Raw genomic sequence first — 25,205 nt, 5'->3', positions numbered from 1 at the left:
TCTGCCACGTACGCTATTAAGCGTTATCGCGGCGGCGGTCTCTATCGCGATCACGGCTAGCCGGACCCTGGGCGTCGCCTTCCAGCGCACGGCGTTCGGAGGCCATCGGATCATGCTCAAGGATTTCGCCCTTGAAGATCCAAACCTTGATGCCGCAGATGCCGAATGCGGTTTCTGCTTCAGCCGTACCGTAATCGATATCGGCGCGCAGCGTATGCAACGGCACGCGACCTTCGCGATACCATTCCGTACGAGCGATTTCAGCGCCGCCAAGACGGCCACCGCAGGTGATCTTGATGCCTTCGGCGCCAAGACGCATTGCGGACTGAACAGCGCGCTTCATGGCGCGACGGAACGCCACGCGGCGTTCGAGCTGCTGAGCGATCGACTGGGCAACCAGAACAGCGTCGATTTCCGGCTTGCGTACTTCAACGATGTTGAGGTGCGTTTCGGAATTCGTCATGTCCGACAGCTTCTTGCGAAGCTTGTCGATGTCTGCGCCCTTCTTGCCGATGATCAGGCCCGGACGAGCCGAGTGGATCGTGACGCGGCACTTCTTGTGCGGACGCTCGATGACCACCTTGGAGATACCAGCCTGCTTCAGTTCGTCCATGACGAACTTACGCATCTTCAGATCTTCGTGGAGAAGCTGACCATACTCGGCGTTGTCCGCAAACCAGCGGCTATCCCAAGTACGGTTGATGCCGAGACGAAAACCGATTGGATTGATTTTCTGACCCATTATGCAGCCTCCCCTTGAGCTTCAACCGCTTCCACTTCACGAACAACGATCGTCAGGTGGGCGAACGGACGCTCGATGCGAGACGCACGGCCACGGCCACGAGCGTGGAAACGCTTCATGACGATCGACTTGCCGACGTAGGCTTCCGCTACGACCAGCGAATCAACGTCGAGATCATGGTTGTTCTCAGCATTGGCGATCGCAGATTCAAGCGTCTTCTTGACGGCGCCTGCGATACGCTTGCGGGAGAATTCCAGCTCTGCGAGTGCACGATCAACCTTCTTGCCGCGGATAGATGCTGCAACCAGGTTGAGCTTCTGCGGGCTGACGCGGAGCGTGCGCGCAATTGCCTGCGCTTCATTATCCTTCAGCCGGCGTTCGGCTTTTGCCTTGCCCATTGTTACTTCCTCTTCGCCTTCTTGTCCGCGCCGTGACCGTAGTAGGTGCGGGTCGGGGCGAACTCACCGAACTTGTGACCGACCATGTCTTCGTTGACACTGACCGGAATGTGCTTGCTGCCGTTGTATACGCCGAAGGTAAGACCAACGAACTGCGGCATGATCGTGGAGCGACGGCTCCAGATCTTGATTACTTCACTGCGTCCGCCTTCGCGTACCTTCTCAGCCTTCTTGAGAAGATAGCCGTCAACAAACGGACCTTTCCATACTGAACGAGCCACTTGAGACTTCCTCTCTTACTTCTTGCGCTGATGGCGCGAGCGCATAATCATTTTATCGGTCGACTTGTTCGACCGCGTGCGCTTGCCCTTAGTCGGCTTGCCCCATGGGGTCACCGGATGGCGACCACCGGAGGTCCGGCCTTCACCACCGCCGTGCGGATGGTCGACTGGGTTCATGACGACGCCGCGAACGTGCGGCTTCTTACCGCGCCAACGCGAACGACCGGCCTTGCCATCGTTGATGTTGCCATGGTCCGGGTTGGAAACGGCACCGATCGTTGCAAGGCAAGTGCCGTGCACGAGGCGCTGTTCGCCGGAGTTCAGGCGAAGGATTGCCATGCCCTGGTCACGACCGACGAGCTGGGCGTAACCGCCAGCAGAGCGAGCGATCTGACCACCCTTGCCCGGCTTCATTTCCACATTGTGGATGATGGAGCCGACCGGGATGAACTGAAGCGGCATGGTGTTGCCTGGCTTCACGTCCACGGCCTTTTCGGAGGCGATGACCTTGTCGCCGGTCGTCAAACGCTGCGGCGCAAGGATATAGGCCTGATCGCCATCAGCATACTTCACCAGAGCGATGTATGCGGTACGGTTCGGGTCGTATTCGATACGCTGAACGGTTGCTTCAATGTCGAACTTACGACGCTTGAAGTCCACCAGACGGTAGGTACGCTTGTGACCGCCACCCTGGAAACGCACGGTAATGCGACCGGTGTTGTTACGACCACCCTTGGAGCTCAGACCTTCCGTCAGCGACTTGACCGGCTTGCCCTTGTAGAGGGACGAGCGATCAACGATGACCAGCTGACGCTGGCTCGGGGTCGTCGGATTGAATGTTTTCAATGCCATTTTCTTATTCCTCAGAGACCGGTGGAGACGTCGATCGACTGGCCTTCGGCGAGCGTCACGATAGCCTTCTTCACGTCCTTCTGCTTGCCGACGAGACCTTTAAACCGCTTGGTCTTGCCCAGGCGCAGCAGAGTGTTGACGGCCGTAACCTTGACGCCGAACAGAGCTTCGACGGCGGCCTTGATTTCAGGCTTTGTCGCGGTCTTGGCAACGTTGAAAACAACCTGGTTATTGTCCGAAAGCAGGGTGGACTTTTCGGTGATCGCAGGAGAAACGATCACATCGTAATGGCGAAGATCCGTCACTTGAATCGCTCCTCTAGAGCTTCAACTGCAGCCTTGGACAGCACGAGCTTGCCGCGGCGCAGGATATCGTAAACGTTGATGCCCTGAACCGGCAGAACATCGATATTCGGGATGTTAGCGGCTGCGAGCTTGAAGTTGCTGTCGAGCTCGGCACCACCGATGAAGAGCGCGTTGGTCAGGCCAAGCGTCTCGAAAGCGCCGGCCAGAACCTTGGTCTTGGTATCAGCCGCGACCAAGTTGTCGAGGATGATAACGTCCTCGGCCTTGAACTTAGCGGACAGAGCGAGACGCAGGCCGAGGGCGCGAACCTTCTTCGGCAGATCATGCTCATGGCTGCGCACGACCGGGCCGTGTGCCTTACCACCGCCGCGGAACTGCGGAGCACGAGCCGAATGGTGACGAGCGCGGCCCGTACCCTTCTGCTTGTACATCTTGGCGCCTGTGCGCCAAACTTCAGCGCGGCCCTTAGCCTTGTGCGTGCCCTGGCGCTTCTTGGCCAGCTGCCAGCGAATGACGCGTGCGATAATATCTTCACGCGGCTCAAGGCCGAAAATCGCGTCAGAAAGGGAAACCTTCCCAGCGTCTTTGCCCTCGAGGGTCTTGACGTTCAATTCCATTGGTTTGGCTCCCTTACTTCGCTGCCGACTTGACGGCATCGCGTACGATGATCCAGGCACCCTTGGAGCCGGGAACTGCGCCCTTGACGAGGATCAGACCGCGATCTTCATCGGTCGATACCACTTCGAGGTTCTGCGTCGTGATACGCGTCTGGCCCATGTGACCAGCCATCTTCTTGTTCTTGAACACCTTGCCCGGATCCTGGCGCGAGCCGGTCGAACCGTGCGAGCGGTGCGAAACAGACACACCGTGCGTGGCACGCAGACCGCCGAAGCCGTGGCGCTTCATGGCGCCGGCAAAGCCCTTACCGATCGTCGTACCAGTCACATCGACGAGCTGACCCGTCGCGAAGTGAGCTGCCTTGATCTCGGTGCCGACCTCAAGCAGATTGTCATCCGAAACACGGAATTCAACGAGCTTGGCCTTAGGCTCAACGCTGGCAACGGCGAAGTGACCGCGAAGGGCCTTCGACGTGTTCTTGACTTTAGCCTGGCCGGCACCGAGCTGAACTGCGGTGTAGCCATTCTTTTCTACTGTGCGCTGGGCTACGACCTGGCAGCCTTCCATACGCAATACGGTTACCGGGACATGCTCGCCGGCGTCGTTATAGACGCGGGTCATTCCCACCTTCTGTGCAATCACACCTGAACGCATCGGTTCAATCCTTCTCACTCAGCTCGAGAACCCTAAGGTCTCAGAGCTTGATCTCAACATCGACACCGGCGGCGAGATCGAGCTTCATCAGCGCGTCTACCGTCTGCGGGGTCGGGTCAACGATATCGAGAAGGCGCTTATGCGTGCGCATCTCGAACTGCTCGCGGCTCTTCTTGTCGACGTGCGGGGACCGGTTAACCGTGAACTTCTCGATACGGGTCGGAAGTGGAACGGGGCCCCGGACGCTAGCACCGGTGCGCTTAGCCGTCGATACGATCTCGCGCGTGGAAGCGTCGAGAATTCGATGATCGAACGCCTTAAGGCGGATGCGGATATTCTGGCCGTTCATTCGACTTTATCCTTGTGTCTGTTACCTGCGTGCCTCTCTAAAAGACACGTCTTTAACTTTAGTTACTCGAGGCGGGCCGCCGGTTTCAAAGATCGAGAGGGACACCAGGTTCGGTGTCCCTATCCTTAATCCCGGGCTTTGGCCCAGCCGCCTAATGACTTACTCTACGATGCTAGCAACGATGCCGGCGCCGACGGTACGGCCGCCTTCGCGGATAGCGAAGCGCAGCTTTTCTTCCATCGCGATCGGAACGATCAGCTCGACTTCAACAGTGATGTTGTCGCCTGGCATAACCATTTCCGTGCCTTCTGGAAGCGTCACGATGCCGGTCACGTCCGTCGTGCGGAAGTAGAACTGCGGACGGTAGTTCGTGAAGAACGGCGTATGACGGCCGCCTTCTTCCTTCGTCAGGATGTAGGCTTCGGCCATGAACTTCTTGTGCGGCTTAACAGAGCCCGGCTTGCACAGGATCTGACCACGCTCAACGCCGTCACGGTTAACACCGCGAACCAGGGCGCCGATGTTGTCGCCTGCCTGGCCCTGATCGAGCAGCTTGCGGAACATTTCAACGCCGGTAACCGTCGTCTTCGACGTCGGGCGAATGCCGACGATCTCGACTTCTTCACCAACCTTGACGATACCACGCTCAACGCGGCCGGTCACAACCGTACCACGGCCAGAGATCGAGAACACGTCTTCGATCGGCATCAGGAACGGCAGGTCGATCGGACGCTCAGGCGTCGGGATGTAGGCGTCAACAGCAGCCATCAGCTCGCGGATCGCGTCTTCGCCGATCGTCTTGTTGCTGTCGTTAAGGGCAGCAAGAGCCGAACCCTTGATGACCGGGATGTCGTCGCCCGGGAAGTCGTAGGACGACAGAAGTTCGCGAACTTCCATCTCCACCAGTTCCAGAAGCTCGGCGTCGTCAACCTGGTCGACCTTGTTCAGGAACACGACAACTGCCGGAACGCCAACCTGGCGGGCGAGCAGGATGTGTTCGCGGGTCTGCGGCATCGGGCCGTCAGCGGCCGAGCAAACCAGGATCGCGCCGTCCATCTGTGCGGCACCCGTGATCATGTTCTTGACATAGTCAGCGTGGCCGGGGCAGTCGACGTGCGCGTAGTGGCGAGCAGGCGTCTCGTATTCAACGTGGGCCGTCGAAATCGTGATGCCGCGGGCCTTTTCTTCCGGTGCAGCGTCGATCTGGTCATACGGCTTGTACTCACCGAAGTACTTCGTGATCGCTGCCGTCAGAGACGTCTTGCCGTGGTCAACGTGGCCAATCGTGCCGATGTTAACGTGCGGCTTATTGCGCTCAAACTTACTCTTTGCCATTTTCGGCTCTCCGTTTTTCTTGTCCCCGAAGGGATCAATTATTGTTATCGGTCAATTGGTATTCCGGTCACTTCTGACCGGAATACTTTGCCTGGATTTCTTGTGCGACGTTCGACGGAACCGGCGCGTAATGATCGAAGGTCATCGTGTACTGTGCACGGCCCTGGGACATGGAACGCAGGTTGTCGACGTACTTGAACATGTTTGCCAGCGGGACGTTCGCGTTGATGACAACAGCAACACCGCGGCTTTCCTGGCCCTGGATCTGGCCACGACGGGAGTTCAGGTCGCCGATAACGTCACCGACGTAATCTTCCGGCGTCACAACTTCGACCTTCATCATCGGCTCGAGGAGCTGGGCACCAGCTTCGCGGGCTGCTTCACGGAAGCAGGCACGGGAAGCAATTTCGAAGGCCAGAACCGACGAGTCGACGTCATGGTAGGCACCGTCGATGAGCGTCGCCTTGACGCCGAGCATCGGGAAACCAGCCAGCGGGCCGGAAGACAGAACGCTTTCGATACCCTTCTGAACGCCCGGGATGTATTCCTTCGGAACAGAACCGCCGACGACCTTGGACTCGAACTTGAAGTCTTCGCCGTCCGGGTTCGGTTCGAACACGATCTTGACGCGAGCGAACTGTCCAGTACCACCCGACTGCTTCTTGTGGGTGTAGTCCTTCTCGGTCTGACGCGTAATGGTTTCGCGATAAGCAACCTGCGGCGCGCCGACTGTTGCTTCAACCTTGAATTCACGACGCATGCGGTCGACGATGATGTCGAGATGAAGTTCACCCATGCCGGCGATGATCGTCTGACCCGATTCCTGGTCCGTCTTCACGCGGAAGGACGGATCTTCAGCAGCCAGACGGTTAAGCGCGAGGCCCATCTTTTCCTGGTCGCCCTTGGTCTTCGGCTCGATCGCGATCTGGATGACCGGTTCCGGGAATTCCATGCGCTCGAGGATAACCGGCTTTAGCGGATCGCAGAGCGTATCGCCAGTAGTGGTTTCCTTGAGGCCGGCCAGAGCAACGATGTCGCCAGCGAAGGCTTCTTCGATGTCTTCACGCGAGTTCGAGTGCATCTGCAGCATACGGCCGACGCGCTCGCGCTTGTCCTTGACCGTGTTGATGACCGACGTACCCTTTTCGAGCTTGCCGGAATAGATGCGAGCGAAGGTCAGCGAACCGACGAAGGGGTCGTTCATGATCTTGAATGCCAGCATCGACAACGGCTCGCTGTCGTCAGCATGACGTTCAATTTCGGCTTCGGTCTTGAAGTCGATGCCCTTGATCGCCGGAATGTCGAGCGGCGACGGCAGGTAGTCAACGACGGCGTCGAGCAGAGGCTGAACACCCTTGTTCTTGAATGCGGTGCCGCAGAACATCGGATGGAACTTGACGTCGATGGTGCCGCGACGGACGAGCGCACGGATCTGATCGTTGTCAGGCAGATTGCCTTCGAGGTAGGCTTCGGTCGCGGCTTCATCGATCTCGACAACGGTCTCGATCAGCTTCTCGCGATATTCCTGCGCCTTAGCCTTCATGTCTTCCGGGATTTCGACGACGTCCCACTGCGCGCCGAGCGATTCGTCGCGCCAGATGAGAGCATTCATCTCGATCAGGTCGATGACGCCCTTGAATTCCGTTTCAGCACCGATCGGCAGCTGCATAACAACAGCAGTGGCGCCGAGACGAGTCTTGATCATCTCAACCGAGCGATAGAAGTCAGCGCCGGTCTTGTCCATCTTGTTGCAGAAGATCATCCGCGGGACATTGTACTTCTCAGCCTGACGCCAGACGGTTTCCGTCTGCGGCTCAACACCGGCGTTGGCATCGAGCAGCGCGATGGCACCGTCGAGAACGCGCAGCGAACGCTCGACTTCAATGGTGAAGTCGACGTGGCCGGGAGTGTCAATGATGTTGAAGCGGCGGGTCGTGCCGTCGCGGCCCTTCCAGTAGGTGGTGGTAGCAGCAGAGGTGATCGTGATGCCACGCTCCTGCTCCTGCTCCATCCAGTCCATGGTGGCTGCGCCGTCGTGGACTTCGCCGATCTTGTGCGACTTGCCGGTGTAGTAAAGAATACGCTCGGTGGTCGTGGTCTTGCCGGCGTCGATGTGCGCCATGATACCGAAATTGCGGTAGTCTTCGATTTTATATTCGCGAGCCATAATGGACTGCCTTTCGGATACCGTTCGGGATTACCAGCGATAATGCGAGAACGCACGGTTGGCATCAGCCATCTTGTGCGTGTCTTCGCGCTTCTTGACGGCAGAGCCGCGGTTGTTGGAGGCATCAAGAAGTTCGCCGCAGAGACGGTCGACCATGGTAGTTTCATTGCGCTTGCGAGCAGCAGTGATCAGCCAGCGAATGGCAAGAGCCTGACGACGCTCGGGACGAACATCGACCGGAACCTGGTAGGTAGCACCACCAACACGACGCGAACGAACTTCAACGTGCGGAGCGATGTTATCCAAAGCCTGATGGAACACGCCGAGCGGTTCCTGCTTTGCCTTGCCCTGCACGGCGTCGAATGCGCCGTATACGATGTTTTCAGCTACGGACTTCTTGCCGTCCAGCATGATGGCATTCATGAACTTCGTGACGACCAGATCGCCGAACTTAGGGTCCGGATTGATCTCGCGCTTTTCTGCTCTGTGACGTCGGGACATACTTCTCGTCTCTCAACTTGTTAGCGGCGCTTTATCACGCGGAGAACCTCGCGCAGCGCCGGATGATCTAAAACCGAATATTACTTCGGACGCTTCGCACCGTACTTGGAACGGCGCTGCTTGCGGTTCTTGACACCCTGGGTATCGAGAACGCCGCGGATGATGTGGTAACGAACGCCCGGAAGGTCCTTTACGCGGCCGCCACGGATCATGACGACAGAGTGTTCCTGAAGGTTGTGACCTTCGCCGGGAATATAACCAATGACTTCAAAGCCATTGGTCAGGCGGATCTTTGCGACCTTACGCAGAGCCGAGTTCGGCTTCTTCGGCGTGGTCGTGTAGACGCGGGTGCAAACGCCGCGCTTCTGCGGGTTCTCCTGAAGAGCGGGAACCTTATTACGCTTTACCTGTGCCTGGCGTGGCTTGCGGATCAGCTGGTTTACGGTAGGCATTCAACCATCCCTTGTAAATCTATCTTATACACCCTTACGGGCTTAACTCTCGCCGTCTCCGGCAACGACACACGATCGTCTCAATGCGCAAAACGTGGCCCGACCCGCTTTCGCAGATGGACCACAGAAAAGCAGAGGACACGGTAACCGCGTCTTGCGTGCAGCATTCTCGTCTTCAACGTGCGTTTTGAACCTTGTTTGAGGTGAACTCCAGAGCGTGTCGCTCCGAATGGCCATGCCTCACATGGGTCCGATGGCGGCGTAACTACTGGTTTCCCGCTGGTTCGTCAAGGCCGGTTAAGGAATTATCTTCGTCACAAAGCCCTAAAAGGCCCTGCAAACCAGCACTTTGGCGTATTCGTTAACGAAATGGCGCCCCTCCGGCAAGATAGACTTGGGTATTTCACTAAAATCCCTATAAGGAATCACAGACTGACAATTTCACGAGACGGCGACGGCAGATCGAGAGAATCGCCCGGCCGAATCGAAACTTCCGAAGGACGACTCATGATTACTGCGCCAGACAACGACAACAATCTTGACGGCCCCATGGTCTTCATCATCATCGGCAAGGGATATGAGACCGACGGCAGCGAAGGCGTCGAGCTGCATGTCATGCTCAAGGCACCGGATGACGATACCGCCGTGCGCGAGGCGCTGAACGCGCTTGCAGAGGAAGGCTTCATTGAGGCCGACCTCGACCAGATTGGCATGCTGACCGACATACCGGACGAAGAACCGCATGCCTCCGCCTATCAGGGCGCGCTGGAAGGCGAAGTGGCGATCATCCGCTTCCGCTGAGCCGCCACTCGGGCGCGCTCATGGCGGCGGCCCTCACCTCTTCTACACAAGAATGCAAAAAACCGCCCGGATCGCTCCGGGCGGTTTTGATTTGTGCTGGCTACAGCCGCTTATTCAGCGGCCGGAGCACTTTCGCCTGCCATATCCTGCAGCATCGGCGTGGCGACGGCTGAACCCGTGCCCTTGCGGCGCTCTTCCAGGATAAGCTCGTCGCGAGCCGTCGCGATGCGGCGGATCTGGGTCATGGTACCACCCGTACCGGCCGGGATGAGGCGGCCGACGATGACGTTTTCCTTCAGGCCCTGCAGGCCGTCGGTCTTGCCGGCGATTGCAGCTTCCGTCAGCACCTTCGTCGTTTCCTGGAAGGAAGCGGCGGAGATGAAGGACGGCGTCTGCAGCGACGCCTTGGTGATGCCGAGCAAAACCGGATCGCCGTAGGCAGGCTTCTTGCCTTCTTCGGCCAGGCGGTCGTTGTTGTCGTCCAGCTCGATACGGTCGACATTGTCGCCGACGATATAATGGCTGTCGCCCGCATCGGTGATTTCCACCTTCTGCAGCATCTGACGGACAATCACTTCGATGTGCTTGTCGTTGATGACAACGCCCTGCAAGCGGTAGACTTCCTGGATTTCGTTCACGAGATAGGAAGCCAAAGCTTCCACGCCCTTGATCGCCAGGATGTCGTGCGGAGCCGGGTTACCGTCGAGGATGTAGTCACCCTTTTCGATATAGTCGCCTTCCTGAAGATGGAAGGGCTTGCCCTTCGGGATCAGGTATTCGACCGGCTCGACACCGTCTTCCGCCGGCTCGATGATGACACGGCGCTTGTTCTTGTAGTCGCGGCCGAGGCGGATCGTACCATCAATCTCTGCGATGACGGCGTGGTCCTTCGGACGACGGGCTTCGAACAGTTCGGCAACACGCGGCAGACCGCCGGTGATGTCCTTGGTCTTGGCGCTTTCCAGCGGCGAGCGGGCAAGAACGTCACCCTGAGCTACCTTCTGGCCCGGCTCGACGGACAGGATCGCGTCAACCGAGAGCAGGAAGCGGGCTTCACCACCACGCGACAGCTTGGCAACATTGCCGCTGGCGTCCTTGATGACGATGGCCGGCTTCAGATCCGAACCACGCGGCGTCGAACGCCAGTCGATAACCTGACGCTTGGTGATGCCGGTCGACTCGTCGGTCGCTTCGAGAACCGAGAGACCGTCGATGACGTCTTCGAACTGAACCGTACCGGCCAGTTCCGTCATCATCGGACGGGTGTAAGGATCCCATTCCGCCAGACGCTGGCCGCGCTTCACCTTGTCGCCTTCGTCCACATAGATCTTGGAGCCGTAAGCGACACGCTGCGAGGAGCGCTCGATACCACGTTCATCCAGGATCTGGACGGCCATGTTGCGGCCCATGGCAACCAGGATGCCATCGGAGTTGCGCAGCATGTTGCGGTTCTTGATCTGCACCGTGCCTTCATACGAAGCTTCCAGGAACGACTGGTCGACCACGGTCGCCGTGCCGCCCAAGTGGAAGGTACGCATGGTCAGCTGCGTGCCCGGCTCACCGATCGACTGAGCGGCGATAACGCCAACAGCTTCACCGAGGTTGACCGGCGTACCGCGCGCGAGGTCGCGGCCGTAGCAGATCGAGCAGACGCCCGTCTGGATTTCGCAGGTCAGGGCCGAACGGATACGGATCGACTGGATACCAGCCTTTTCGATCTCGATGACATCCGGTTCCAGGATCATCCTGCCGGCATCAACGATGCGCTCACCCGTAATCGGATGATCGATATCGTCCAGCGCCGTACGGCCGAGGATTCTGACGCCGATGGAGGCAACGACCTGACCGGCATCGATGATGGCGGTCATGGTGAGGCCCTTGTCGGTGCCGCAATCGACGTGCGTGACGATGCAATCCTGCGCGACGTCGACGAGACGGCGGGTCAGGTAACCGGAGTTTGCAGTCTTCAAGGCGGTGTCTGCCAGACCCTTACGGGCACCGTGCGTCGAGTTGAAGTACTCGTTAACGGTCAGGCCTTCCTTGAAGTTCGAGATGATCGGCGTCTCGATGATTTCGCCTGACGGCTTGGCCATGAGGCCGCGCATACCGCCCAGCTGACGCATCTGGTTCGGAGAACCGCGGGCGCCCGAATGGCTCATCATGTAGATCGAGTTCATCGGCTTCTGACGACCGGTCGCCGGATCGAATTCGACGGCCTTAATGCGGGCCATCATTTCCTCAGCGACCTTTTCCGTGGCCTTGCCCCAAGCGTCGACAACCTTGTTGTACTTTTCGCCCTGGGTGATCAGACCGTCATTGTACTGCTGCTCGTATTCCTTCACGAGCGATTCAGTATCGCCGACGATCTTCGCCTTGGTGTCCGGAATAACCATGTCGTCCTTGCCGAACGAAATGCCGGCGCGGCAAGCATGGGCAAAGCCGAGCTGCATGATGCGGTCGCAGAAAATGACCGTGTCCTTCTGGCCGCAATGACGGTAGACCGTGTCGATCATCTTGGAGATGTTCTTCTTGGTCATTTCCTGGTTGCAGATGTCGAAGGTCACCTTGCCGTGCTTCGGCAGCAATTCGCCGATGAGCAGGCGGCCAGGCGTCGTTTCGTAGATCTTCGAGTAGGCCTTGCCTTCCTCGTCAACCGACTTGAAGCGGCCGCGGATCTTGGAATGCAGCGTCACGACCTTGTTTTCAAGAGCATGATGCAGCTCGCCGAGATCGGAGAAGGCCATGCCTTCGCCTGGCTCGTTCTGGTTCAGGATCGACAGATAGTAGAGACCGAGAACCATGTCCTGCGACGGAACGATGATCGGTGCGCCGTTTGCCGGATGCAGGATGTTGTTGGTCGACATCATCAGCACGCGGGCTTCAAGCTGGGCTTCAAGCGACAGCGGTACGTGAACAGCCATCTGGTCGCCGTCGAAGTCGGCGTTGAAGGCCGTGCAGACAAGCGGATGCAGCTGGATAGCCTTGCCTTCGACCAGCATGGGTTCGAAGGCCTGGATGCCCAGGCGGTGCAGCGTCGGCGCACGGTTCAGGAGAACCGGATGCTCGCGGATGACCTCGTCGAGGATATCCCAGACTTCCGGCTTTTCCTTTTCAACCAGCTTCTTGGCCTGCTTGACGGTCGAGGAGTAACCCTTGGCGTCGAGGCGGGCGTAAATGAACGGCTTGAACAGTTCGAGCGCCATCTTCTTCGGCAGGCCGCATTGGTGCAGCTTCAGTTCCGGACCGGTCACGATGACCGAACGGCCGGAATAGTCGACGCGCTTGCCGAGCAGGTTCTGACGGAAGCGGCCCTGCTTGCCCTTGAGCATGTCGGACAGCGACTTCAGCGGACGCTTGTTGGCGCCGGTGATGACGCGGCCTCGGCGGCCGTTGTCGAACAGCGCATCGACAGATTCCTGCAGCATGCGCTTTTCGTTACGGATGATGATGCCCGGAGCGCGCAGTTCGATCAGGCGCTTCAGACGGTTGTTACGGTTGATGACGCGGCGGTACAGATCGTTCAGATCCGACGTCGCGAAACGGCCGCCGTCAAGCGGCACCAGCGGACGCAGGTCCGGCGGGATGACCGGGACGACCTTCATGATCATCCATTCCGGACGGTTGCCGGACTCCATGAAGTTCTCGACGATCTTCAGGCGCTTCATCAGCTTCTTCTGCTTGAGATCCGACGTGGTCTCAGCAAGTTCTGCGCGCAGGTCGCCGGCGATCTTCTCGAGATTCATGCTGGCCAGAAGCTCATAGATCGCTTCAGCACCGATCATGGCGGTGAACTGGTCTTCGCCATATTCCTCGACGGCGAGCATGTACTCTTCTTCCGAGAGAAGCTGATGCTCCTTCAGAGCAGTCAGGCCCGGCTCGGTGACGATGTAGTTTTCGAAGTAGAGGACGCGCTCGACATCCTTCAGCGTCATGTCGAGCAGCGTGGAGATGCGGCTCGGCAGCGACTTCAGGAACCAGATGTGGGCAACGGGAGCGGCAAGCTCAATATGGCCCATGCGCTCACGGCGAACGCGCGACAACGTCACTTCGACGCCGCACTTTTCGCAGATGATGCCCTTGTACTTCATGCGCTTGTACTTGCCGCACAGGCACTCGTAATCCTTGATCGGCCCGAAGATTCGCGCGCAGAAGAGACCATCGCGTTCCGGCTTGAACGTGCGATAGTTGATCGTCTCCGGCTTCTTGATCTCACCATAAGACCAGGAAAGAATCTTCTCCGGCGATGCGATCGAAATCCGGATGGAATCGAAATTCTGTGCAGGCACCTGCGGATTGAAAAGATTCATGACCTCTTGGTTCATGCCTGTCTCCTTTTGGGGCGAAACGCCCTCGAACTGCAATCAGCACCGGCAAATTCCCGGGAACCGGACTGATGCGTTAAAACGACAATAACCGCGAAATGCGGCAAAAACGTCCTTGCCTGCGCTACACGAAATCGGGCGCTTGCAAGAACGGTGCGCGCTGTTTGTCAGCGCGCACCCTGTCGACTGCTACTCGGCTGCGTCCGGAAGCTGGCCAGCTGCCTGCAGATCGTCGAGCTTGGAGTTTTCCAGTTCGACGCTGAGACCCAGCGACCGCATTTCCTTGACAAGAACGTTGAAGCTTTCCGGAATGCCCGCTTCGAAGGTGTCGTCACCACGGACGATCGCTTCGTAGACCTTGGTGCGGCCGGCCACGTCGTCCGACTTGACCGTGAGCATTTCCTGCAGCGTGTAAGCTGCGCCGTAAGCTTCGAGCGCCCAGACTTCCATTTCCCCGAAGCGCTGACCGCCGAACTGCGCCTTGCCGCCCAGCGGCTGCTGGGTAACGAGCGAGTAAGGACCGATCGAACGAGCGTGGATCTTGTCGTCGACCAAGTGGTTGAGCTTCAGCATGTAGATGTAGCCAACCGTGACCTGGCGGTCGAACTGCTCGCCGGTACGACCGTCATAGAGCGTCGACTGACCGGTCTCCTTAAGACCTGCCATGGCGAGCATCTCATTGACGTCGGCTTCGCCGGCACCGTCGAAGACCGGGGTCGCGATGGATACGCCACGCTTCCACTGCTCGGCCAGACGCAGAACCGAATCATCGTCATAATTATGAACGTCGTCGCTCTTCGGACCGTCGCCAACGACCATGTCGATCGTCTTGCGCAGGGGGGCGATGTTACCGCTCGCCTTGTAAGCTTCGATCAGTTCGCCGATCTGGCGACCCATGCCGGCGCAAGCCCAGCCGAGGTGCGTCTCAAGGATCTGACCGACGTTCATGCGCGACGGCACGCCGAGCGGGTTGAGCACGATGTCGACATGCGTACCGTCTTCGAGGAACGGCATGTCTTCAACCGGCACGATGCGCGATACAACACCCTTGTTGCCATGACGGCCGGCCATCTTGTCGCCCGGCTGGATCTTGCGCTTCACAGCGACGAAGACCTTGACCATCTTCATGACGCCCGGAGGCATTTCATCGCCGCGCTGGACCTTTTCGACCTTGTCCATGAAGCGCTGTTCGAGGTGCGACTTGGATTCGTCGTACTGGCCGCGCAGAGCTTCGAGCTCGCCCTGAACCTTCTCGTCCTCGACAGCAAACATCCACCATTGCGAACGCGGATATTCGGAGACGACGGCGTTGGAAAGTTCCGTGCCCTTCTTGAAGTTCTTCGGGCCGGCAAGTGCCACCTGGCCGCGGAGCATTTCGATCAGACGGCCGTAGACGTTACGGTCGAGGATCGCCTGCTCGTCGTCGCGGTCCTTGGCGAGACGTTCGATCTCTTCGCGCTCGATTGCCATGGCGCGTTCGTCCTTCTCAACGCCGTGGCGATTGAAGACGCGAACTTCGACGACCGTACCGTAGGTGCCGGGCGGCATGCGCATGGAGGTGTCGCGAACGTCGGACGCCTTTTCACCGAAGATGGCGCGCAGAAGCTTTTCTTCCGGCGTCATCGGACTTTCGCCCTTCGGCGTGATCTTGCCGACGAGGATATCGCCCGGCTGAACTTCAGCGCCGATGTAAACGATGCCGGCTTCGTCCAGGTTCTTCAGCGCTTCTTCCGAAACGTTCGGAATGTCGCGGGTGATTTCTTCCGGACCGAGCTTGGTGTCACGCGCCATCACTTCGAATTCTTCGATGTGGATGGAGGTGAACACGTCGTCGGCAACGATACGCTCGGAGAGCAGGATCGAGTCTTCGTAGTTGTAACCGTTCCACGGCATGAACGCGACGAGCACGTTCCGGCCAAGCGCCAGATCGCCGAGGTCAGTCGACGGACCGTCTGCCAGGATGTCGCCCTTGTTCACGAAGTCACCGACGGTGACCAGCGGACGCTGGTTGACGCAGGTGTTCTGGTTCGAACGCTGGAACTTCATCAGGCGGTAGATATCGACGCCAGACTTCGACGGATCGAGGTCTTCGGTGGCGCGGATAACGATACGCGTCGCGTCGACCTGGTCGACCACACCGCCGCGACGGGCACCGATGGCGGCGCCGGAGTCACGGGCAACGACCGGCTCCATGCCGGTGCCGACGAACGGAGCTTCGGCACGCAGCAACGGCACGGCCTGACGCTGCATGTTCGAGCCCATGAGCGCGCGGTTGGCGTCGTCGTTCTCCAGGAACGGGATCAGAGCAGCAGCAACCGAAACCAGCTGCTTCGGCGAGACGTCCATCAGGTTGATGTTGTCGCGCGGAGCGAGCATGACTTCGCCAGCATGACGGCAAACGACGAATTCCTCGATGAAGAACCCTTCGGCATCAAGCTCGGCGTTGGCCTGGGCAACGTAGTACTTCGCCTCTTCCATGGCGGAGAGGTAGAGCACATCGTAGGTCACCTTGCCGTCGATGATGCGACGGTAAGGGCTTTCGATGAAGCCGTACTTGTTGACGCGGGCAAAGGTCGCCAGCGAGTTGATAAGACCGATATTCGGGCCTTCCGGCGTCTCGATCGGGCAAATACGACCGTAGTGGGTCGGATGCACGTCGCGGACTTCGAAGCCGGCGCGCTCACGGGTCAGACCGCCCGGGCCAAGAGCCGAAAGGCGGCGCTTGTGGGTGATTTCCGAAAGCGGGTTCACCTGGTCCATGAACTGCGACAGCTGCGAGGAGCCGAAGAATTCGCGAACGGCGGCAGCAGCCGGCTTGGCGTTGATCAGGTCCTGAGGCATGACCGTATCGATCTCGATCGAGGACATACGTTCCTTGATCGCGCGCTCCATGCGCAGCAGGCCGAGACGATACTGGTTCTCCATCAGCTCGCCGACTGAGCGAACGCGACGGTTGCCGAGGTTGTCGATGTCGTCGATTTCACCCTTGCCGTCGCGCAGTTCGACCAGCATCTTGACTACGGCCAAGATGTCTTCCTTGCGCAAAACGCGAACAGTGTCGGCGACTTCGAGGTCGAGACGCATGTTCATCTTCACACGGCCAACGGCGGAGAGGTCGTAACGCTCCGAATCGAAGAACAGCGAGTTGAACATGGCTTCGGCCGAATCCATGGTCGGCGGTTCACCCGGGCGCATGACACGATAGATGTCGAACAGAGCGTCCTGACGGTTCTCGTTCTTGTCGGCGGACAGCGTGTTGCGGATGTAGGCGCCGACATTGATATGGTCGATGCCCAGAACCGGGATCTCGTCGAAACCAGCCTTGAGGATCACCGGCAGGGTCTTCTCGTCGATTTCGTCGCCGGCTTCGAGATAGATCTCGCCGGTCTGGACGTTGACGATGTCTTCCGCCAGGAAGAGGCCATACAGCTCTTCGTCGGTAGCCTTCAGAGCCTTGAGACCCTTGTCCTGTAGCTGACGCAGCAGACGCGGGGTCAGCTTCTTGCCACCTTCGACCACGACTTCGCCGGTGTCGGCGTCGATCATGTCGGTAACGGTCTTGGCACCCTTCAGCGTTTCCGCATTGAAGGGAATGCGCCAGCCGTCGCCGGAGCGCTCATAAAGCGACTTCGTGTAGAAGGTCGACAGGATTTCTTCGCCATCCATGCCGAGCGCCATCAGCAGCGACGTCACCGGAATCTTGCGGCGGCGGTCGATACGGGCGTAGACGATGTCCTTGGCGTCGAATTCGATGTCGAGCCAGGAACCGCGATAAGGAATGACGCGGGCAGCGAAGAGCAGCTTGCCGGAAGAATGGCTCTTGCCCTTGTCGTGATCGAAGAAGACGCCCGGTGAACGGTGCATCTGCGATACGATAACGCGTTCGGTGCCGTTCACGATGAACGTACCGTTGTTGGTCATGAGCGGCATGTCGCCCATGTAAACGCTCTGTTCCTTGATGTCCTTGATGGACTTCGCGCCGGTATCCTCGTCGATATCAAACACGATCAGACGGAGAGTGACCTTCAGCGGCGCGGCGTAGGTCAGGTCGCGCTGGCGGCACTCATCGACGTCGAACTTCGGCGGCTCGAATTCATAGGATACGAATTCCAGCATGGAAGCGCCGGAGAAATCTGTGATCGGAAAAACCGACTTGAAGACGGACTGAAGACCTTCGTCTGGGCGGCCGCCCTTCGGTTCTGCAACCATAAGGAACTGATCGTAGGATGCCTTTTGAACCTCGATGAGGTTCGGCATCTCTGCGACTTCGGGAATCTTACCAAAAAACTTGCGTACGCGCCTACGACCATTGAACGAAAGGGTCTGAGCCATCGTCGCTCCTCTAAATTCTGCACCCGGGCCTGCAACGGACGGGAACCGCTGGCCAGGCGATCCCGTCAATCAATGAGTAGTTCAATCTCGTCTAACTAACCGAAAACCGCTCAGCACGGATTGCGTCGCGGTTCGGTTTGAGACCATCCTCTTGAAGAACCCATTACCCAAAAGCCGTTTCACCTGCGGCTTTTGGGTAATTTGTTCAAAAAAACGGCAAATGGGAGGGGGCAAAAATGCCACCTCCCAAAGCAGTTTCAAGCTTACTTAACGTCGGCCTTGGCGCCAGCGTCTTCGAGCTTCTTCTTGATGTCAGCGGCTTCAGCCTTGGAAACAGCTTCCTTGACAGCCTTAGGAGCAGCTTCGACGAGGTCCTTAGCTTCCTTGAGGCCGAGACCGGTGATGGCGCGGACTTCCTTGATGACGTTGATCTTGTTAGCGCCGACATCCGTGAGGATAACGTCGAACTCGGTCTTTTCTTCTTCAACGACAGCCGGGCCAGCCGGGCCGCCAACAGCAGCAACAGCTACCGGAGCAGCGGCGGAAACGCCCCACTTTTCTTCGAGAAGCTTAGACAGTTCTGCGGCTTCGAGAACGGTCAGCGAGGAGAGGTCGTCTACGATCTTTGCGAGATCAGCCATGTTTTAGTTCCTTTTGTTCGGTTCGAACTGGTTGGTTATGAACAGCGAAAAACCGCCTTAAGCGGCTTCGTCCTTCTTGGCGTAGGCCGCGAACACACGAGCAAGCTGGCTTGCCGGTGCTGCAACAACACTTGCGATGCGTGTAGCAGGCGTCTGGATCATGCCCAGCAACCTTGCACGCAGCTCGTCCAGCGAAGGCAGGGTCGCGAGCGACTTCACACCTTCGGCGTTGAGCGTTGTTGTTCCCATGGCGCCGCCCAAAACAACGATTTTGTCGTTGCCCTTGGCGAAATCCACGACGACCTTCGGAGCGATAATCGGATCAGTGCTGTATGCAATCAGCGTCTGACCGGTGAAGAGATCAGAAATCCCTTCCGCATCCGTGCCCTGAAGAGCAATTTTGGCCAGGCGGTTCTTCGCGACTTTGACGGTGCCGCCTGCAGCGCGCATCTTCGAACGAAAATCGTTCATCTGAGCGACTGTAGCACCAGCATAGTGGGCCACGACAACCGAGCCCGAAGCCTTGAAGACTTCGTTCAGTTCCGTGACGAATTCGCGTTTTTCCGCTCTTTCCACTGCTTTTCTCCAGTTGACAGGACCGGGTTAACGGGCCTGCCGGGTTGCCTTTTGCCTCCTGGGATCAAGAGAGATCCCAAGCGACGCTTGAGGATCCTGTCCCCTCGCGCTCGAGCCGTAAGGCTCCAAGGCACAAGGCATCCAAGGCTCGAACCGAGTTCATCGAAGCAAAGCTTCATCAAAATTCGGGTCTTACCCGTCTCATGCAGGCTTAAGTGATTAAGGGATAACCACCTGCAATCTCGGACAGGAATTCCGGATTTCTCCGGATATCCCGGCCTCGAGAGGCCGGGAATTCTTGAGAAGCCGGACTTAACGCCCGACTAAAATCATTAAGCGTTCGTAGCCGTGACCGAGGCGAGCTCGATCTTGACACCCGGACCCATGGTCGAAGAGATAGCTACGCGCTTGACGTAGTTGCCCTTGGCGCCAGCCGGCTTCGCCTTTACGACGGCGTCGGCGAAAGCGCGGATGTTTTCTTCCAGAGCCTTTGCGTCGAAGGAAGCCTTGCCGATACCGGCATGGACGATACCAGCCTTCTCGACGCGGAACTCGACTGCGCCGCCCTTGGAGGCTTCAACAGCACTTTTGACGTCCATGGTAACCGTGCCGACCTTCGGGTTCGGCATCATGCCGCGCGGGCCGAGAACCTTACCGAGACGACCGACGAGCGGCATCATGTCCGGGGTCGCGATGCAACGATCGAAGTCGATCTTGCCGCCCTGAACGATTTCAACCAGGTCTTCCGCACCGACGATGTCAGCACCGGCAGCCTTGGCTTCGTCAGCCTTGGCACCACGAGCGAAAACGGCAACGCGAACCGTGCGGCCAGTGCCGTTCGGCAGGTTGACAACGCCGCGAACCATCTGGTCTGCGTGACGCGGGTCAACACCGAGGTTCATGGAAACTTCGATGGTTTCATCGAACTTGGCGATAGCCCGCTCCTTGACCATGCCAATGGCAAGGCTCAGAGCATAGAGCTTTGTGGGATCAACGCCTTCGCGGATCTTCTGAATACGCTTTGCAACCATGATCTTAACCTACCACTTCCAGGCCCATGGCGCGGGCGGAGCCCTCGATCATGGCCATTGCGCCTTCGATATCGGCGGCGTTCAGATCCTTCATCTTGGCTTGGGCGATAGACTGCACCTGAGCCTTGGTGAGGGTACCAGCCTTGGCGCCCTTGCCGGGAGTCTTCGAGCCGGACTGGATCTTCGCTTCCTTCTTCAGGAAGTAGCTGACTGGCGGCTGCTTCATGATGAAGGTGAAGGACTTGTCCTGATAGTAGGTGATGACGACCGGGATCGGCATACCCTTTTCCAGTTCCTGCGTGGCGGCATTGAACGCCTTGCAGAATTCCATGATGTTAACGCCACGCTGACCAAGCGCAGGACCGATCGGAGGCGAAGGATTCGCCGAGCCGGCCTTGACCTGCAGCTTGAGTTGGCCTGCAACTTTCTTAGCCATTTCTCTCTGCCTTTCTAACTGGCCGGTTGCCCGGCCTCTTGTGCCGGATCGCTCCAGCGGCTGCGGTTGCGTGGTGCGGATATCAAGGTCCGGCTAAGACCCCTACCCTTCCACGCGGATTGCGGCGATGCCGCGAGATGTAAATAAGAATTTACTTACTTACATCCAAACTCAAACGAAAGACCAGCCACCAATGACTGATCTTTCCAATCCGATAAAACGATCAGACCTTCTCGACCTGACTGTATTCCAGCTCGACCGGCGTAGCGCGGCCGAAGATCGAAACTTCTACCTTCAGGCGCGAACGCTCTTCGTCCACGTCCTGAACGGTGCCGTTGAACGAGGCAAACGGACCATCCGAAACACGAACCTGCTCGCCGATCTCGAAAGACACGGAAGCCTTGGGCCGCTCGACACCTTCCTGGACCTGACCGAGAATGCGATCGGCTTCATAATCCGGAATCGGAATCGGCTTATTGTCGGAGCCGAGGAAGCCAGTGACCTTCGGCGTATTCTTGATCAGGTGGTAAGCTTCATCCGTCAGGTTGGCACGAACCAGCACATAACCCGGGAAGAACTTGCGCTCGCTATCGACCTTACGACCGCGACGCACTTCAACCACCTTCTCGGTCGGCACCAGGATTCTTTCGAACAGATGCGAAAGACCCTTCTGCTTGGCCTTCTCCTCAATGGATTCAGCCACTTTCTTTTCGAAATTAGAATAAGCGTGGACGATGTACCAACGTGCCGCCATGTTCATCTCCACCCGATATTAATTGCCGGTATTCAGCACGTAGCCGAGAACCCAGCCGATGAGCTGGTCAGCAGCAAAGAAAAACAGCGAGGCGAAAACAACCATGACCAACACCATTACCGTCGAGATCATCGTCTCGCGGCGGGACGGCCAAGTGATTTTCGACGTTTCAGAGCGGACCTGCTGCAGAAACGCTAGTGGATTCGATTTGGATGCCATTGACTGCCCACGCAATTACGGCGCGTAAAGCTGAACATATCAGCCCCACGCACCGCGTGTCTGTTGAACCCTTACATAAACACCGATTCCCGATTTAACAAGAGAGAATTCGATGCTTTCGAAATTTTGCCGTCGATCCGGCATATCCCCGACCCAAGAAGCAGCGGACTGACGCGCCAATCAAATCAAGGAAAATGGCAGGGGCAGCAGGGCTCGAACCTACGACCTGCGGTTTTGGAGACCGCCGCTCTACCAACTGAGCTATACCCCTTCATGTTCCAGTCACCAGCTCTGTGCGGTTGCCCGCCAGCGCCTTTCGGAAACATGGCGCTCCCTTTAAGACGGGACGAAACGATTGGCAAGTGCGTTTTTTGTTTTTTCCCAATCAGGTACGTCGCTTCGTTCGACACAAACCGTCACCATGCCACCGGCGTTGGGGAATTGCAGACATCTCGCCACCCTTTCGCCAGAGGCGCGTCGGCAGGTTTTAGCCTTCCTTCTGCTCGCCGGGCGTTCCCTTGGGCTTCCGCTTCAGAAATTTCGGCCGCAAACGGCGCATGAAATTGTCCATGGAGCGAATCACGTTGGTCAGCGAAATCAGCTTGTCGACCTCGGCATCGGTATTACCCAGCCGTTCCGACAGCACCTCCGCCACCGCCAGCGAAATCTCCGCAGGCGGGACTTCCGAGAAGCGTTCGGCAAGCCTGGCATAAGCATTGGCGGAAACGCCGCCATGGATGGTGATCTTGCCCAGCCGAGCGAAGAGACGCAGGAAGGTCTGCTCGAAGCTCCAGTCGTGAACCGAGACCACCCGCCATTTCTCGCTGCGCTTGGCCGAGAAGCCGGCCAGCACGATGGCGGCCGGCAATTTCAGGTCGCTCAGCCAAAGCGCCAGCGCAAAGCCGCTGGTCGGCGTCTTGGCCTCCGTGTAGAGATCGCCGCAGAAACCGACGAGATCGAGATGACCGGTCGGCGCGCCCTGGAAATCGGCGGCAGGATTGAGCTTCTCCTCGAGGCCGAGACGGATGTTCATGATGCCGAGGAAATATTCGCTCGGGAAGAATTTGACCACCTCGCCCACCTCGCCCCGATAGACGATGTTGGCACCGCGCGGCTGACCGCGCGAGATCAGCAGCGAATGCCCGAGGAATGGGCGATCCAGGACCTTGTAGACCTTATTGAAGAAGACGAAGAGAGCCGTCGGCGGGAACTGTGCCTGCAGGCTCCCGATATCGACCGTGTCGCTGTTGGCGACAAGGACGATATGAGAGAACGCTGTCAGTATGGCGCGCCAATCCTCGGCGGTCGTCAACCCTGCGGCGGCTCCGGCCGCCGGGAAAGCAGGCTTGTCGGTCGCTGTTTCGGATGTCACGCCCTGATCCTGTTCTTGTTACTTCTGCTGGACGTGCAGCAGACGTTCGCGCATGGCGAACCATTCGTCGGCGTAATCGTCGTTGCGATACTCGTCAAAATACGGGCCGCCATCGGTGAAGTGCACCAGTTGCGCATCCGGCCGGTGGTCATATTCGTTGACGAGGTAATTCCAGGTCACGGGAACTTCGCCGATCTGATCTTCACTTTCCAGCCACTTGAACTGATGAAGCTGCAGACCGGTGGCAGTGTTCACATAGTCCTTCGTCAATGCCTTGCACTTGGCATTGTTGAAAAGGATCATGCTCGACCAGTTCTTCTTTTCATATTTGGTCTGGGTCTGGCCGAGAAACTTGGTTTCGACCTTCGGCTGATAGTCGTGCTTGACGCACATGGCGGCATAGCGGTCGTCGCGCAGCTTCCAGAGCTCGGCAATATCGGCGCGGGCGAGCATGTCGCAATCCATGAAGATGCTCCAGCCCTCAAAGTCGCTGAGGTAGGGAACCAGGAAGCGGGAGAAGGAGAACTCGGTCGATTGCAGCGCGTTGCGCTCGCGCGTGAAAATGCCGTCGAGATTGCTGAGCACGATCGGCGAAAACACCACCGGGATCGAGGAACGCTCGATTATGCTTTGTGCGAGGACGTGATAGGCGACAACTTCCTTAGAGTCGAAGCCGACAAAAATACGTGCAACACCGTCGTTCATAGTCCCTCCTAAACGGCCGACCGCCTAGGAGATCAGCCGACTAAAATATCTTTCCGTCGCAGCGCAGACCGCGCTGCCGGACATCGTGTCGGCACATGGGCCACAACATGCCCGCTCCAAACACTGATCGCGACTGTATCGTCGAATGCCATTGCAATTTCCCCGATACGCCTCACGAACGCAGACCTACTTACTTCACCCCAGATATTTGTCGAGTGTTTGCCGAAGCATTTTTGGTTTGCGGCCGTAACAAATAGAGAGGCTGCCCTCCAGCGACTGCGGGCTCGACCGGGCGCGACAACCGCGCCCAGTATCATCTCAGCCGCTGCGCTGCCTCAAACCTTCACGTATCGACGCCAGTCATGCTCTTCCTTGAAGCCCAGGACTTCGCGGATCTTGCGGTTGGAGAGCAAGCCCTCATATTCGCCGATCTCGCGGGTAAAAGGCACGTTCGGAAAGTGCTTGGCGGCAAGCTCGCGTGACGGCGTGTTGGCCGATACCGTATCGTTGGCGGCGTTGAACACCTGGAAGCCGAGGCCATTCTTCTCGATGCACAAATGAACGATCTGGCCGAGATCGCGGGCGTCGATATAGCTCCAGGCGATGCGCTTGCGGATTTCGCTATCGGCGAAAAATTCCGGGAAGCGCTCATACTCATGCGGCTCGATGACGTTGCCGATGCGCAGCGCATAGATGTCGATGCCGAAACGTTCGGCAAAGGCGCGGGCCGTCTTTTCGTTCAGGACCTTGGACAGGCCGTAGGAATCCATCGGATTGACGTCATAGTCTTCTTCCAGCGGAAACTGGTGGAAATCACGATGACCCTCGGCAAAGCAGATGCCATAGGTGGTCTCGCTGGAGGCGACGATGATCTTCTTGATGCCGAGCTTCGCCGCCGCCTCGATGACATTATAAGTGCTCATCGTGTTAATGCGGAAGGTTTCGTTGTCCGGCTTCAGCAGAATACGCGGCACGGCGGCGAAATGCACAACCGCGTCATAGGGCTGCACGCCCTTGCCCTGATCGAGATCGGGGAAATCGCGATGCATCGTGAGGACATTATAAACTTGTCCCGCATCAGTGACGTCAGCCTGCAGATTGGTGACGCCGGGGCTGTCCAGCGGCACGAGATCGATATTGTGGACCTCGTAGCCGGCTTCGACCAGCCAGGGAACCGTGTGACGCCCGGCCTTGCCGCTGCCGCCGGTGAACAAAATACGCTTCTTCATGAAATCTCCTCCAGATAAAATCGAGCGATAGATAGACCGTTTCCGGCGTTTCGCAAGACGGGCGAAGCGGTCTGATTGTCTCAGCCGGTGGATTGGGTGCAAGATCCGCTGATATTGGTGAAAACGTTCAAGG

The 25,205-nt window shown here is 58.1% G+C and carries 24 protein-coding genes and 1 tRNA gene; 1 reads left to right on the top strand and 24 read right to left on the bottom strand.

Annotation, left to right across the window (positions count from 1 at the left end):
• Window positions 1-16: 16 nt before the first annotated feature.
• The 12 genes from rpsC to rpsL form a co-directional block, all read right to left on the bottom strand.
• Window positions 17-742, bottom strand: a complete 726-nt coding sequence (gene rpsC, locus HB780_RS14110; protein ID WP_007690761.1) for a 30S ribosomal protein S3 — start codon at window positions 740-742, stop codon at window positions 17-19.
• A complete protein-coding gene (gene rplV, locus HB780_RS14105) occupies window positions 742-1,140 on the bottom strand; it encodes a 50S ribosomal protein L22 (protein WP_183692769.1) in 399 nt (132 codons plus the stop codon). The genes rpsC and rplV overlap by 1 nt, the downstream gene beginning before the upstream one ends.
• Window positions 1,141-1,142: 2 nt before the next feature.
• The gene (gene rpsS / locus HB780_RS14100) at window positions 1,143-1,421 is read right to left on the bottom strand and encodes a 30S ribosomal protein S19 (protein WP_007690757.1); all 279 of its coding nucleotides are present in this window, start codon (window positions 1,419-1,421) and stop codon (window positions 1,143-1,145) included.
• A 15-nt stretch (window positions 1,422-1,436) separates the two neighbouring features.
• Window positions 1,437-2,273, bottom strand: coding sequence for a 50S ribosomal protein L2 (gene rplB, locus HB780_RS14095; RefSeq protein WP_183692767.1), 837 nt, complete (start codon window positions 2,271-2,273; stop codon window positions 1,437-1,439).
• 11 nt (window positions 2,274-2,284) lie between these two features.
• Window positions 2,285-2,578, bottom strand: a complete 294-nt coding sequence (locus HB780_RS14090) for a 50S ribosomal protein L23 (RefSeq protein WP_007690755.1) — start codon at window positions 2,576-2,578, stop codon at window positions 2,285-2,287.
• Entirely contained in the window at window positions 2,575-3,195 is a 621-nt protein-coding gene (rplD, locus tag HB780_RS14085; protein WP_047454371.1) for a 50S ribosomal protein L4, read from the bottom strand. Before rplD ends, HB780_RS14090 begins: the two co-directional genes overlap by 4 nt.
• 13 nt (window positions 3,196-3,208) lie before the next feature.
• On the bottom strand, window positions 3,209-3,850 hold the full coding sequence (rplC, locus tag HB780_RS14080) for a 50S ribosomal protein L3 (RefSeq protein ID WP_183692765.1): 642 nt from the start codon (window positions 3,848-3,850) through the stop codon (window positions 3,209-3,211).
• A gap of 40 nt (window positions 3,851-3,890) precedes the next feature.
• Window positions 3,891-4,199 carry a 30S ribosomal protein S10 gene (gene rpsJ / locus HB780_RS14075; protein ID WP_003507767.1) on the bottom strand — a complete coding sequence of 103 codons (309 nt, stop codon included), beginning with the start codon at window positions 4,197-4,199 and terminating at the stop codon, window positions 3,891-3,893.
• A 159-nt stretch (window positions 4,200-4,358) separates the two neighbouring features.
• Entirely contained in the window at window positions 4,359-5,534 is a 1,176-nt protein-coding gene (tuf, locus tag HB780_RS14070; RefSeq protein WP_183692737.1) for an elongation factor Tu, read from the bottom strand.
• A gap of 67 nt (window positions 5,535-5,601) precedes the next feature.
• Window positions 5,602-7,701 (bottom strand): elongation factor G, encoded by a 2,100-nt coding sequence (gene fusA, locus HB780_RS14065; RefSeq protein WP_183692763.1) that lies wholly within the window; start codon window positions 7,699-7,701, stop codon window positions 5,602-5,604.
• A 30-nt stretch (window positions 7,702-7,731) separates the two neighbouring features.
• Window positions 7,732-8,202 carry a 30S ribosomal protein S7 gene (gene rpsG, locus HB780_RS14060; protein ID WP_183692761.1) on the bottom strand — a complete coding sequence of 157 codons (471 nt, stop codon included), beginning with the start codon at window positions 8,200-8,202 and terminating at the stop codon, window positions 7,732-7,734.
• An 80-nt stretch (window positions 8,203-8,282) separates the two neighbouring features.
• The gene (gene rpsL, locus HB780_RS14055) at window positions 8,283-8,654 is read right to left on the bottom strand and encodes a 30S ribosomal protein S12 (RefSeq protein ID WP_003507760.1); all 372 of its coding nucleotides are present in this window, start codon (window positions 8,652-8,654) and stop codon (window positions 8,283-8,285) included.
• Between the two features lie 507 nt (window positions 8,655-9,161).
• On the opposite strand from rpsL, the gene HB780_RS14050 reads away from it, so the two are divergent.
• A complete protein-coding gene (locus tag HB780_RS14050; protein WP_183692759.1) occupies window positions 9,162-9,455 on the top strand; it encodes a transcriptional regulator in 294 nt (97 codons plus the stop codon).
• 110 nt (window positions 9,456-9,565) lie between these two features.
• On the opposite strand, the gene rpoC is transcribed toward HB780_RS14050, so the two are convergent.
• The 12 genes from rpoC to HB780_RS13990 all read right to left on the bottom strand — a co-directional run bounded on the left by rpoC (window position 9,566) and on the right by HB780_RS13990 (window position 25,072).
• Window positions 9,566-13,777, bottom strand: a complete 4,212-nt coding sequence (gene rpoC, locus HB780_RS14045) for a DNA-directed RNA polymerase subunit beta' (protein ID WP_183692757.1) — start codon at window positions 13,775-13,777, stop codon at window positions 9,566-9,568.
• Between the two features lie 189 nt (window positions 13,778-13,966).
• Window positions 13,967-18,109, bottom strand: a complete 4,143-nt coding sequence (rpoB, locus tag HB780_RS14040; protein WP_183692755.1) for a DNA-directed RNA polymerase subunit beta — start codon at window positions 18,107-18,109, stop codon at window positions 13,967-13,969.
• Window positions 18,110-18,372: 263 nt separating this feature from the next.
• A complete protein-coding gene (gene rplL, locus HB780_RS14035) occupies window positions 18,373-18,750 on the bottom strand; it encodes a 50S ribosomal protein L7/L12 (RefSeq protein ID WP_183692753.1) in 378 nt (125 codons plus the stop codon).
• A 57-nt stretch (window positions 18,751-18,807) separates the two neighbouring features.
• Window positions 18,808-19,326 (bottom strand): 50S ribosomal protein L10, encoded by a 519-nt coding sequence (gene rplJ, locus HB780_RS14030; RefSeq protein WP_183692751.1) that lies wholly within the window; start codon window positions 19,324-19,326, stop codon window positions 18,808-18,810.
• A 332-nt stretch (window positions 19,327-19,658) separates the two neighbouring features.
• The gene (gene rplA / locus HB780_RS14025) at window positions 19,659-20,357 is read right to left on the bottom strand and encodes a 50S ribosomal protein L1 (protein ID WP_183692749.1); all 699 of its coding nucleotides are present in this window, start codon (window positions 20,355-20,357) and stop codon (window positions 19,659-19,661) included.
• Between the two features lie 4 nt (window positions 20,358-20,361).
• The gene (gene rplK / locus HB780_RS14020; protein WP_183692747.1) at window positions 20,362-20,793 is read right to left on the bottom strand and encodes a 50S ribosomal protein L11; all 432 of its coding nucleotides are present in this window, start codon (window positions 20,791-20,793) and stop codon (window positions 20,362-20,364) included.
• A 223-nt stretch (window positions 20,794-21,016) separates the two neighbouring features.
• Window positions 21,017-21,547: a transcription termination/antitermination protein NusG gene (gene nusG / locus HB780_RS14015; protein ID WP_183692745.1), complete on the bottom strand. Its 531-nt coding sequence runs from the start codon at window positions 21,545-21,547 to the stop codon at window positions 21,017-21,019.
• An 18-nt stretch (window positions 21,548-21,565) separates the two neighbouring features.
• Entirely contained in the window at window positions 21,566-21,766 is a 201-nt protein-coding gene (gene secE / locus HB780_RS14010; RefSeq protein WP_133706442.1) for a preprotein translocase subunit SecE, read from the bottom strand.
• Window positions 21,767-21,961: 195 nt separating this feature from the next.
• Window positions 21,962-22,037 (bottom strand) — tRNA-Trp (locus HB780_RS14005).
• A gap of 216 nt (window positions 22,038-22,253) precedes the next feature.
• Entirely contained in the window at window positions 22,254-23,138 is an 885-nt protein-coding gene (locus tag HB780_RS14000; RefSeq protein ID WP_183692744.1) for a 3-deoxy-manno-octulosonate cytidylyltransferase, read from the bottom strand.
• A gap of 18 nt (window positions 23,139-23,156) precedes the next feature.
• Window positions 23,157-23,843: a glycosyltransferase family protein gene (locus HB780_RS13995; RefSeq protein WP_183692742.1), complete on the bottom strand. Its 687-nt coding sequence runs from the start codon at window positions 23,841-23,843 to the stop codon at window positions 23,157-23,159.
• A gap of 335 nt (window positions 23,844-24,178) precedes the next feature.
• Window positions 24,179-25,072, bottom strand: a complete 894-nt coding sequence (locus tag HB780_RS13990; RefSeq protein ID WP_183692741.1) for an NAD-dependent epimerase/dehydratase family protein — start codon at window positions 25,070-25,072, stop codon at window positions 24,179-24,181.
• Window positions 25,073-25,205 lie beyond the last annotated feature (133 nt).

It is taken from the genome of Rhizobium lusitanum, assembly GCF_014189535.1.
Classification (GTDB): domain Bacteria; phylum Pseudomonadota; class Alphaproteobacteria; order Rhizobiales; family Rhizobiaceae; genus Rhizobium; species Rhizobium lusitanum_C.
This window is presented reverse-complemented; position numbering and strand designations above follow the sequence as displayed.